Below are 11,782 nucleotides of genomic sequence, written 5' to 3'. Positions count from 1 at the left end.
CCAAGGCGCAGCTAACTCCCAACCAAACTGTCCAATTTTACACCGGGAAACTGACCCATTTTGCGCCGGGATTGACAGTTTTGCATTGCCCGAAGCTGTGTGCCGAGACAACCGCTTGGTAAAAAGTACGAATACAAAGAACTGATTTAGCGGCGCGGCGGCTTTCGGACAATTTGGCGCGATTTCCCGGAAAAAATCAGAGAGACTTCTGAGCCCACAGCATGGCGCGACGCGGCTATTTGTAGAAATATTCCCAGCCGCGATCTTCATGCAAACCGAAGCGGGCATTGAGCAGGTGGCCACTGAGCCGACATTCGCCGCGATTGCAGCAACTGTCGTTGCTAACGGCGGCTTTACGCAGAAAGCTGACTTTGCAAAGTTGCCGTTCAAAGTTTCGCTTGCCTAATTTGACCGGCCCAGATGGTCGGAGGCTCTTCGTGGAAGTGCGGCGCTTTAGATTGTTGGCCTATTTGAAGTAAATTTAGGTACGGAGCATTGTTGGGCTACATCAGCCAACGTAAACGCCAGGGATTAAAGGCAATACGAAATCCAATTATCCAGATGACAATTGACGAACTATTGGTCGATTAATCTCATTACCCGAGCAAAGCCTACCCAGCGAGCTTCAGCGCTGCTTTCGTTTGACCGAGATAATGCATCCGGAATGCTTCGGGTGCCGTGCTGGTACATCACGAGCCATTGCGTCCACGTTCCCGAGGTGCCGCAATGCTCCGTTGTTCAGTAACACGCCCCGCCCAGCGTCATACCGGCGCTGTCCAAATCCGCTGGCAACGCATTCCCAGTTTTCCTTGGCCGCCGCGCTGCGGAACCTCGGCAGGTCGTGCGGGTCATGCCGTCCAGGAGTTGCTGCGACGTGATCGTGTTTCTTTGAATTACTTTGGTGGGTTAAATGGTGGGTTACTTGCGTTGTGCCAGGTTGCTGAACAGTACCGGTTGTCGGCCTCGGCTTTGGGCGCATGATTGTCACGACACCTTGTGGCTTCGGATGTCCTGGGACGGCCACGTGAGTTGCCGTAGGTTTTGGTGTCAACTGTGGAACCTGGCCAGGAACCGCCGTGGGAACCTGATTGGGGGTTGCGGTTGGAACAAGCGGTGGCGTCGCTGTAGTGCCGCTGGGTTGCGGAACACGGCCTGGCACTGCGACTGGTATTTGGTTGGGTGTCGCTGTTGGCACAAGGGGCGGCACAGCCTTCGGGCCAGTAACTTGAGGCGGAACCTGGCCAGGGATAGCTATCGGAACTTGATTGGGAGTTGCAGTCGGAACTTGCGGCGGCACCGCGGTAGGACCGGTAGCCAATGAGGGAACCTGATTTGGAACAGCTGTCGGAACCCGGTTTGGTGTCGCGTTTGGTGTCAAAGGCGGAACTAGGGTCGGCGCTAGGACCGGCGTGGGAACCTGACCTGGAACCGCTATTGGTGTCGCAATAGGAACCTGACCGGGAATTGCGTTCGGGACCGCGCCCGGCGCAAGGACTGGAACAGTAACTGATGTGGGCGTTTGCTGTGTTCCTTTAGGCGGCAACTGATTTGCCACCGGCAGCGTTGGGCCGGTAATTTGATTGCCTGCCCCTTGCCCACCGGCCTGCCCACATCCTTGGCTCGACTGGTGCGGATTCCCTACGCCACGGCACCACCCAAAATGATTTCCCTGAGCGACGACCTGCGTAGCGGCCAGCTCTGCGACCAAACAAGCTGCGGTAAGTAAAACAATGCGGTTCCGTTTCATAACATCCTCACCAACTTGTTGTCAGAGCAAGATACGCGCCAGGATCGCCTGAGTCGGTCAAAGGGCCGTCTCTCAAAGGGACACCGACATATCCGGACAGGAATAGGTTTTGCTTAAACTCAATGTCCAAACCCAGACCTGTCGATGCCAGTGTAGCATTATCAACTTCAAAACTCGCTGGGTCATTGTTCGAGATGTAACCCACGTCGAAAAAGACAAAAGGCGTTAAGCGATGAATGCTTTGGGAACTTGGAAAGTAGGAGTGCGACACTTCGAAAATCGCGGAAATCCCGGAATCACCGTCTACTTCGTCGAACCGATATCCGCGCAAAGCATAGCGATCACCAAGGAAGTACTCCTCGACCGAGGGCAACCGGTCGGTTGTGAACTGGCCCCAGATCTCGGTGCGCCAAGCTGTGTTGGGTGACAAGCTCGTAAATGGGCTTTCGTATCCGATGCCGCCCCGCAGATGCCAGAACGAAGAGTCTCCGTCGTCAAAATTCGCGTCTGTCGTGTCATTGTCATTGTCACCAAAAGATAAGGTTAGCCCCGCTTCCAGAGCTTGTCCTTTTGGATAGTTTTGCCCGTAAAGATACGTAAGACCAACAACGCTCGCGTCACTGGACAATGGAACGCCGCCACTGACTGAGTCCGCTTTTGAAAGGCGATAATCCAGCAGAAAATATCCATAACGGGCCACATCGCGGATCACGGGATAACCCATCGCGACGGTGAAGTTCTCGCCGTCAATATCCGTTCTTGCAAAATCCCCCGAGAGGTCACGTTTTGCGTTAATGTTTCCGTAGAAAATCTCACCGTAGAGACCATTGCTGTTCAGCGGCGTGCGATAGGTAACAGCGCCCCACAAAGAGTGTTCGTCGTCTTTGTCCCAATTGTAATTGCCTGATCCCTCAAAGCGCAGTAAATCCCCGACGGTCAGCGTCGAATAAAACTCTTGTACGACATAGAAGCTGAGCGCTTCTCCAAACTCACGCGGAGGGTTGTCGAGTGTCGCACTCCCGGCTTGTTTGCGCAGAGGCTCTCCCAATACTCTCAGCCTGGCACCTGCCTGATCCGGATAATCAAGTTCGGTCGACAATTCCAAATCAGGTATGTCCTCGGCCAACATAACCGCCCGCTCAAATTGTTTGAGAGTTATTGGATATGCGGTGGTGAGGGGGCGAAAGATCTTTTCCAAGGTTTGGAACGTGCGCGTATCTACACCTTCAATTTCGATGGTTTGAATACGCCCTTCATCAACAACAATGCTCTGCCCATCGGGACCAGGCCAGGCCTCAGCCAAAAAATAGCCGTCTTCTCGGTAGATCTGCGTGATCGTTGATGCGACCTCTTCCGCTGTGATGCGCCCTGACCGATCAAAGGCCAACTGACCGGCAAAAGTTAACAGCTCATCTGAATCATACACAGTTACGCCGCTGACAGAGTGCTGTGATGCTATGTCCCAAGTTTGTGCAATGCTGTATTTTGGAACTGAAACAATGGCCACAAAAGTGCAAATGATCGCAATTACAACCGAGTTGGTTACGGGCATTTTCTACAACCTTAGCATGATTGAGCATGTTAAAACCCAATCCTATTACGAGGTTTGAATGTCTAAGCTTGCCGTTATTCAAATTTGATCACGACTGGTGCTTTCGAGATACACAGCGAACAGACTACAATGCGCCTTCGTCGCCAAGGAACTCGATACCAGCTGTCGCGCCATCACTGTAGGCAATGCAATTCCACGGAGCGCGATCCTCACCAACGCCTACAGTGACCTGTGTCCCCGCCTCGCTAAACGCGGATGAGAGCACCACGACTTGCGAATTGTTTGTCGTGTTGGCTACATCCCGTAAACATGCCTGCTGAGCGGGCGTGAGCTCGGCGGACGCGCTGGACGTACTCGTGTCGTCGCAGGCTGCAAGCAATGCGAAACATGTCACGCCTGCAATCATAACCTTCTTGTTAGTCATTTTCTTCTCCCTCTGGTTCCTTTGAAATTAGTGAAATTGGTTGCGCATGTTTGAAGCTTTTGCGTCTGTGCAGCCAACAGAACACACCTCGATCCTTTGACTACCTTTCCCAAAAACTTGCCACGGGGGGCTTGTGGGGCAGAACGACATTACGTTGACTACCGAGACCGCCAACAACGCGTGATGGCCGTATGACGTCACTAGTAAAAGCTAGAGCGAACTTGGGAGAGATGGCGAGTACGTTAAGTCTGAGCATCGTGTTCTCCCAAGCCAGATTATTGTGAAGTGCCTTCCGACCGCCGGCACTCACTCCAGCAGTCGGAAGGGCCCGGTAGATCGGGCGACTGCGACAACAACGGAGGTAAAAAAGTTGTGCCGAATTCGTATGTTTGAATATATTATTTTCATAAATCAACATTTTTTCCGCGCGTAAACTTCTTTACGCTCTCGAACGATAGGCTTCTGCTTTCAAACAAAAAGGTAAGTGGGAGTACCCAGAGGGGAGAGTGTATTCTCCTGAGCGGCGAAATGTTTTGAAGCCGCACAGAAACTGAGAAAGGAATGAAAGATGGGGTTCGGTGAAGCAGTTAAAACGTGTTTCTCGAAATACTTCCAGTTCTCCGGGCGGGCTATACGCTCAGAATACTGGTGGTTCTTCTTGTTTGTGGTTCTCGTGAGTGCGGTTTTAGCCGGGTTGGATTCGATCCTGTTTGGGACAAACCCCGAAACAGGCCAAGGATCTCGGGTTCTGTCCTCTGTTTTTCAACTGGCCGTTCTCATACCCATGCTGGCCGCCGGTTGGCGGAGGCTGCATGATACAGGACGACCTGGTTGGTTCTTGCTGCTGCCGATGGCGCTCAGCATTACAACGCTTTTTGTTATGCTGAGTGGGGTGGCGTTCTTCTCGGTATTGGAGCAAGGGACCGAAAACCCCGATGCATTGCGAGAACCCGCGGCAGTCCTGGGTTTGACCGGTATTGTTGTTGTCTCAATTCTGCAATTCGTTCTGTCCATTCTGATGATCTGGTGGCTGACACGACCTTCCCAAGAGGGCGCAAACGAATACGGCGCACCTGTTTCCTGACCTTGTTGTCCGGGCAACAGGTCGGAATCTCTGCTGAATGAAAGTGCAAACCGCAACACCATGGAGAGAGAAAATGAGTTTCAGACCGATTTCCATTGGAACGCTAATGATGGCAATGGCGACCACAGCATCGGCGGAGTGGTCGTTCAGTTTCGGGCCTAATTCCAATGCATTTATTCAGACCGGAAACATGACGCTGGAGCTTCAGTGTAACAGTATTCGCTTTGCTCCAGCTGGATATGAGGACAGCCAGGACATTGTGGAGAAGCAAGGGCTTTCCTTTCGTTTTTTGAAGAACGGCACCACCGAGGTTGGGGCATTTCAGGTTGGCGCTGAAAACGCTGCTTTGCAGATCGTTGACAATTATCCCGTCGAGATCAGTTTCAATAGTCAGCAGGACTATGGTTTTGTACTGGACCAGCTTGCGGCCAATGCATCGGTTAATTTGTCGAAGATTGATCAAGATGTCAGCTATGGAATCTTCGACTTAAAAGGTTCCCGCGCGGCAATTCGGTCCCTTCGTTCTGAGTGCGCTTCGGATGCCAGCCAGGGAGCCTCCTACGAAGCACCCGAAGGCATCGTCTATTGTGGAGGCGGTGCGATAAAACGCGTGATCGAACCTATGATTTTGGAAAACCCGGAGGGGGAGTGGGACGCGCGAGTGGCAGTCAGCGGCGAGTCGATCAGAGCCATGACGGCCTACAGTTACTTCGGAAACTCTGAGCCACCGGCCGGATTTGTCGTCGCCCTGCTTGGGGAAGACAGGTCCGAATTTCTGATTTTTAGCGAAGGCTCGGCAAACTGGCTGGAGTACGGGGACTACAGGTATGATCATTGCAATTGATGCCAGCCTCCAACCAGCTTCCCAAATAGTGCGCCAGTTGAAAGGTTTGGTTTCCGGGATTGTGCTTGTTTTGGGTCTAGTTTGGACCTCGCCAGCTGTAGCGGCTAATGTTTCGCAACTTCCGCCCGGTTTGCGGGCCCGTGAGGCAGTATTGTCGAAGTCGATTATTATAAATGGGTTACCGCTGATGACCCGCGAAGGTATGGGGAGTCAGTGGCACTTCGACGATCTTGACGTCTACTACCAGAACTGTGTGACAGGCGGACCTGGTTGATTCGTAATCCCGGTGCTTGACTAGCAGGGCTTTGCGGAGGGCGTACGACGAAAATTGGTACTGGAAATTGGGTCAGCGCCAGCAATAGGAGAGGTTGTGAAGGCGCAACTTACCTCACCCTCAGACTGCCTGATTGGCGAGAAGATCTGGGAACGGAACCAACATGTCTGGAGCGAACCCTAGAATCGGCCTTTGCATCCATCACCCGCGGCTCGATACAAAAAAGCCAGCAGCAATATTCTAAGGGAAACTAGTATTCCGCGCTTCCAATGGAACCGCACAAATGATGGTGAATCTTCGACACGGTGCGAGTAGACAAACTTATTGGCATCGATTTGCACGAACCGAGCGAAATTTGCACGCTTATGGTTAATTCGCAATAAGAGAATATCATGGCTGGGGTGGTAGGATTCGAACCTACGATACACAGTACCAAAAACTGCTGCCTTACCACTTGGCTACACCCCAACGGTGAGGCGCTATCTACGATTGTTGTTGGTAGGGTTCAAGAGCTTTCAGGCAAAAAATTAGGCCAGTTATAAAAAAAATTGAGAGCATCTTTCACGGGTCATGTTAGCAGCACCTCTTCCTGCCCGAAGGTGTTGAACATGGTTTGACGGCAACGGCTGTGAATTGGCTCTTCCGCCAATGAAGCATGACTCTGCGGACAGATGTTGAACGGCTGGGCCGGGCGAGGATTCGTCTGGCAGGCGGACAGGAAGCAGATTTTCGATTGGTTTAACGAGGGCGAGTGGCAGTCGCGAATGTGGTCTTTCTGGCGCTGCACCCCTTTGTTGCGCCTCCTGCTTACGTAGGGCGGCCCAATGCCGAAGCAGATAACAAGAATAAGCAAGTTCGAGAGTGGCGGATCGGGAACTTCATTGCCGGTTGCTCTGAGATCAGCGCTACTCGCGAATCTCTGAGGGGTCGACGCCCCAAAGGTTGGATTTTAGGGCCCAGCCACGATAGCCACCTGCAGAGATGCGACACCACTCGATCGTGCAGGTTCCAAGCCGCGCGACAACGCCGGTTTCAAACCGCGCACTGACCTGCGAGTTTGGGTCCGGGTTGGAATAGACCGGCAGCAAGTCGGATTCGATCAGTACTGTGCGCACGCCAGACAACAAGGCGTAATGGACCCAACCCCCTGCGCCATCGCGGTCCTGAACCTTTCTCCAGTTGCCATATTCCGCCGTCACCTGCAAAGGCATCCCACGCCGTTTGAACACCCAGTCGATTCGATGCGACAGGGATGGTCCTCTGCGCACGTTTCCCTCGGCCGCTTTCATGGAAACATACCGTGGCAAAGGCAGATTCGTGACCTGGCCGCGCTTATCCTGTGCGCTGGCCACCAAGGGACCAAGCACAAGCATAATTACTGAAAAAAGCGCCAGAATCCGGCGATTTACTGGTAGGAGAACACTCACTGACAGTCTGCTCTTATGCCTGTTAATTTTGCTTCGAAAAAAGGTTGGATCAATGCCCAGGGGTTCTTGTGCCCCGCCTTATCCTGCGCCACGATGCCATGACGCGCGAAAGTTTGCAAAGCAGTGGGAGTACACAGGTGCCTAGAGAACGTCTGAGTGTTGTCGTTACGCGACGGTTGCCCGAGGCTGTTGAAACCCGATTGAGCGAGCTGTTCGATGTCCGGTTGCGTGCGGACGACGCACCCATGACCCGAGAAGAGCTTGTAGCGGCCGTACAAGAAGCGGATGTACTTGTACCAACGGTTACAGACTCGATTGATGGCGGGTTGCTGGGGCAGGCGGGTGAAAGGCTGCGACTGATCGCTAACTATGGGGCAGGGGTTGACAATATCGATGTCGCAACCGCCCGTCAGCGTGGCATCCTTGTGTCGAATACGCCCGGTGTGCTGACCGACGATACTGCGGATATGACCATGGCGCTGATATTGGCCGTGACCCGCCGCATCCCCGAGGGGTTGTCCGTCATGCAAAAAGGGGACTGGCAAGGATGGTCACCCAACGCGTTGCTGGGTGGGCGGATCGGTGGGCGGCGTCTTGGCATTTTGGGGATGGGCCGGATTGGTCAGGCGGTCGCCCGTCGTGCCAGTGCCTTCGGAATGCAGATACATTACCACAACCGTCGTAGGTTGAGACCGGAGACAGAGCAAGAGCTTGAGGCGACCTATTGGGAAAGCCTTGATCAGATGGTCGCACGGATGGATGTGATCTCGGTCAACTGCCCGTCTACGCCTTCGACTTTTCACCTGATGAATGCCCGGCGGCTAAAGCTGATGAAGCCCAGTGCAGTGCTCGTCAATACGTCACGTGGCGAAGTGGTCGATGAAAACGCGCTAACCCGCCAAATCCGGTCAGGCGATATCGCAGGTGCAGGTCTTGACGTTTATGAACACGGAACGAAGGTGAACCCTCGCCTACGGCAGTTGCCGAACGTGGTTCTGTTGCCGCATATGGGATCTGCCACGCTTGAGGGGCGGATCGAAATGGGCGAAAAAGTTATCATAAATATCAAGACATTCGAAGACGGCCACCGACCACCGGACCAAGTTGTTCCTTCCATGTTATAGTACTTGGCTTGGTGGCCGGACGATACAAAGTCAATTTTTCAGGAGGATACTATGAAACGAAGTCTGATTTCGGGATTGCTTTTGGCAACCATGACCTTTGCCGGGCCGTTGGCCTCTCAGGAAGCTGCGGATGCGGTTGCACCCGAGGGTGGTACTGACGGGCAGGTTCAGGGCCTGACCGCAGAAGTCATAGCCTCACTCGAAGCGAAATTGGCCGGTGAACCCGTGACGTCGCAGAACTGGATGGTGGCCGCGGCCAACCCTCTGGCGGTTGAGGCCGGGGCCAAGGTGCTGCGGGCAGGCGGTTCGGCGGCTGATGCGATGGTTGCCGTGCAGGTTGTACTTGGTTTGGTCGAGCCGCAATCCTCAGGCCTTGGTGGTGGTGCATTTCTGGTCTGGTATGATGCGGCCTCTGGCAAGCTGACAACACTGGACGGACGTGAATCCGCCCCGCTTGAGGCTACCCATCGTCTGTTTCAGGACGAGAATGGCGAACCGCTGAAATTCTTTGATGCGGTTGTCGGGGGACTTTCCGTCGGCACACCCGGCACCCCGGCTTTGTTGGAAGAGGCGCATCGCCGCTGGGGCCGCAGCCCGTGGCCCGGCCTGTTTTCTGATGGCATTACGTTGGCTGATGAGGGTTTTTTGGTTTCCCCTCGATTGGCCAGCCTTGCTGAGAATGACGCGGAACGCCTGTCTCGATTTCCCGAGACAGCCGCGTATTTCCTGCCGAATGGACAGCCGCTTGCACAGGGGCAGCGGTTGACGAACCCGGCCTATGCGGAAACGCTGCGCATCATGGCTGCGGAAGGATCAGCTGGATTCTACGGAGGAGAGATTGCCGCCGGGATCGTCAGCGCGGTTCGCAACGCGCCTGGGAATCCGGGCGTGCTGTCTGGTACAGATCTGGCGCTTTATCAGGTCATCGAACGCGACCCCGTCTGCGCCACCTACCGCGTTTATGAAGTCTGCGGAATGGGCCCGCCATCCTCAGGGGCGCTGACGGTCGGGCAGATTCTGGGCATGTTGAACGCCTATGATCTGGCAGCGTCAGGCCCCGAAGATATCAGATCCTGGCGGCTGATCGGGGATGCTTCGCGTTTGGCTTTTGCCGACCGTGGGCGCTATATGGCTGACCATGATTTTGTCCCGATGCCGACACAGGGGCTGGTCGATCCTGCCTATTTGTCCGAACGGGGCGCGTTGCTGAGCGGTGAGGCCGCATTGATCGACGCCGGTCCGGGGAATCCCGAATTTGACCACGCCTCGAACTGGGCGGATGATATCTCGCTGGAACTTCCGTCGACCTCGCATATTTCGATCGTGGACCAGTATGGCAATGTGCTGTCCATGACCACGACGATCGAAAACGGCTTTGGATCGCGGCTGATGACCAACGGGTTCTTGCTGAACAATGAGCTGACCGATTTCTCGTTCAAAACCCACAGCGATGGCGTTCCGATTGCCAACCGTCTGGAACCGGGCAAGCGTCCGCGCTCATCTATGAGTCCGACCATTGTGATGCAGGACGGTGCACCGGTTCTGGCCATCGGATCGCCGGGCGGAAGCCGGATTATCGGCTATGTTGCCAAGTCGATCATCGCCTGGGCAGATTGGGATATGGATGTACAACAGGCCTTGGCACTGCCGCATCTGGTCAATCGTTTCGGCACGTTCGACGTGGAACAGGGCACCGGGGCCGAAGGGCTTTCGGATGCGTTGACCGAACTTGGCTATGAGGTCAACGCGCGTGATCTGACATCAGGTCTTCATGCCATCGAGATCGGGGACATGCTGACAGGCGGTGCCGATCCGCGACGTGAGGGCATTGCGCTGGGCGAATAGTCTAGCGGCCAGTCAGAAAGGGAAAGCATGGTGCAGGCAAAGTCGCTTCGGCGAAACGAGGCGGGGATTGAAACGGTCGTCGGCATTCTGAAACAGCAATTCGGCGACCGTTTGCAAACGGGTCAGGCGATCCGCGAGCAGCACGGGCATACGACCACGTGGATCGAAAACCAGCCCCCTGATGCGGTGGTGTTTCCGCGTTCGACCCAGGAAGTCTCGGAAATCGTCAAGGCCTGCGCCACGCATAAGGTCCCTGTGATTGCCTTTGGCACCGGAACCTCGCTGGAAGGGCATGTGAACGCGCCAGCCGGTGGCATTTCGGTCGATCTGTCTCAGATGAACAAGGTACTGGCCGTTCATTCCGATGATTTGGATTGTGTCGTGCAACCAGGTGTAACGCGAGAGGAGCTGAATACTCATCTGCGTGATCTGGGTCTGTTCTTTCCGATTGATCCCGGTGCGAACGCCTCGCTGGGCGGTATGGCGGCGACCCGTGCTTCGGGAACCAATGCGGTGCGCTATGGCACGATGAAGGACAATATCCTTAGCCTTGAGGCCGTGATGCCGGACGGGCAAATCATCCGAACCGGGCAGCGGGCCAGAAAGTCGTCGGCCGGGTATGACTTGACCCGCCTGATGGTGGGCGCAGAGGGCACGCTGGGCATCATCACAGAACTTACTCTGCGTCTGCAAGGCATCCCCGAAGCGATCACCTCGGCGCGTTGTGTTTTTCCTTCTGTCGACGCGGCATGTCAGGCTGTAATGATGACGATCCAGTACGGCGTTCCCGTGGCCCGGATCGAGTTGTTAGACGAGGTGTCGGTGAAGGCCGCAAACGCCTATTCGGGACTGGCCTTACCGGAAACCCCGCTTTTGCTGTTGGAGTTTCATGGATCAACTGGTGGTGCGGTCGAGCAGGCTGAGACATTTGGTCAGATCGCCGAAGAGTTCGGCGGCACAGATTTCGCGGCCACTTCGACAACCGAAGAACGCAACAAACTCTGGCAGGCACGCCATGATATGTATTGGGCCAGCTTGCAGTTGCGCCCCGGTGCGCGGGGCATATCAACCGATGTTTGCGTACCGATCTCGCGACTGGCAGAATGCGTGACTGCGACCCGGAACAAGGCCAAGGAACTTGGGCTTTTGGCGCCGATTGTCGGGCATGTAGGGGACGGTAATTTTCACACCTTGCTGTTGATCGACATGGAAAACGCCAACGAAGTGGCCAAAGCGGACGGGTTTGTTGGGTGGTTGAATGACCTTGCGATCGAGATGGAGGGAACCTGTACCGGGGAACATGGGATCGGGCAAGGAAAGCGGTCATACCTGGCCAAGGAGCTAGGGGCAGCGCTGACCTTTATGGAGGCGGTGAAAAAGGCGCTTGATCCCGACAATATCATGAACCCTGGAAAAATATTTCCGGCTCGGGACGGGTAAAAACCGCGCGGATTATTCCGT

The 11,782-nt window shown here is 54.8% G+C and carries 9 protein-coding genes and 1 tRNA gene; 6 read left to right on the top strand and 4 right to left on the bottom strand.

From position 1 onward, the window contains the following. Nucleotides 1-1,754: 1,754 nt before the first annotated feature. Both AC2FIP_RS17790 and AC2FIP_RS17785 read right to left on the bottom strand, forming a co-directional pair. Complete coding sequence (locus tag AC2FIP_RS17790; protein ID WP_496787516.1) at nt 1,755-3,299, bottom strand: ShlB/FhaC/HecB family hemolysin secretion/activation protein; 1,545 nt, start codon at nt 3,297-3,299, stop codon at nt 1,755-1,757. Nucleotides 3,300-3,423: 124 nt separating this feature from the next. Then, nucleotides 3,424-3,723, bottom strand: a complete 300-nt coding sequence (locus AC2FIP_RS17785; RefSeq protein WP_281973623.1) for a hypothetical protein — start codon at nt 3,721-3,723, stop codon at nt 3,424-3,426. Nucleotides 3,724-4,291: 568 nt separating this feature from the next. On the opposite strand from AC2FIP_RS17785, the gene AC2FIP_RS17780 reads away from it, so the two are divergent. The 3 genes from AC2FIP_RS17780 to AC2FIP_RS17770 all read left to right on the top strand — a co-directional run bounded on the left by AC2FIP_RS17780 (nt 4,292) and on the right by AC2FIP_RS17770 (nt 5,925). Next, nucleotides 4,292-4,807 (top strand): DUF805 domain-containing protein, encoded by a 516-nt coding sequence (locus tag AC2FIP_RS17780; protein WP_496787515.1) that lies wholly within the window; start codon nt 4,292-4,294, stop codon nt 4,805-4,807. A 73-nt stretch (nt 4,808-4,880) separates the two neighbouring features. After that, nucleotides 4,881-5,651, top strand: coding sequence for a hypothetical protein (locus AC2FIP_RS17775; protein ID WP_496787513.1), 771 nt, complete (start codon nt 4,881-4,883; stop codon nt 5,649-5,651). Next, nucleotides 5,635-5,925, top strand: coding sequence for a DUF1194 domain-containing protein (locus AC2FIP_RS17770; protein ID WP_496787512.1), 291 nt, complete (start codon nt 5,635-5,637; stop codon nt 5,923-5,925). Before AC2FIP_RS17775 ends, AC2FIP_RS17770 begins: the two co-directional genes overlap by 17 nt. 393 nt (nt 5,926-6,318) lie before the next feature. Here AC2FIP_RS17770 and AC2FIP_RS17765 read toward each other — a convergent pair. Together AC2FIP_RS17765 and AC2FIP_RS17760 are read right to left on the bottom strand one after the other, a co-directional pair. Beyond that, a tRNA-Gln gene (locus tag AC2FIP_RS17765) sits at nt 6,319-6,393 on the bottom strand. 437 nt (nt 6,394-6,830) lie between these two features. Further along, the gene (locus AC2FIP_RS17760; protein ID WP_282022367.1) at nt 6,831-7,298 is read right to left on the bottom strand and encodes an SH3 domain-containing protein; all 468 of its coding nucleotides are present in this window, start codon (nt 7,296-7,298) and stop codon (nt 6,831-6,833) included. Between the two features lie 191 nt (nt 7,299-7,489). Here AC2FIP_RS17760 and AC2FIP_RS17755 point away from each other — a divergent pair, with 191 nt between their 5' ends. The 3 genes from AC2FIP_RS17755 to AC2FIP_RS17745 are packed head-to-tail and all read left to right on the top strand — an operon-like array spanning nt 7,490 to nt 11,761. Further along, nucleotides 7,490-8,476: a 2-hydroxyacid dehydrogenase gene (locus tag AC2FIP_RS17755; protein WP_496679414.1), complete on the top strand. Its 987-nt coding sequence runs from the start codon at nt 7,490-7,492 to the stop codon at nt 8,474-8,476. Nucleotides 8,477-8,527: 51 nt separating this feature from the next. Then, nucleotides 8,528-10,321, top strand: a complete 1,794-nt coding sequence (ggt, locus tag AC2FIP_RS17750) for a gamma-glutamyltransferase (protein ID WP_496787511.1) — start codon at nt 8,528-8,530, stop codon at nt 10,319-10,321. A gap of 27 nt (nt 10,322-10,348) precedes the next feature. Then, entirely contained in the window at nt 10,349-11,761 is a 1,413-nt protein-coding gene (locus AC2FIP_RS17745) for an FAD-binding oxidoreductase (protein ID WP_496787510.1), read from the top strand. The last annotated feature ends 21 nt before the right edge of the window (nt 11,762-11,782 follow it).

This window comes from Ruegeria sp. CDSB114 (assembly GCF_059611025.1).
The sequence above is the reverse complement of the archived record's forward strand: the minus strand, read 5'-3'. Positions and strand labels throughout refer to the sequence as shown.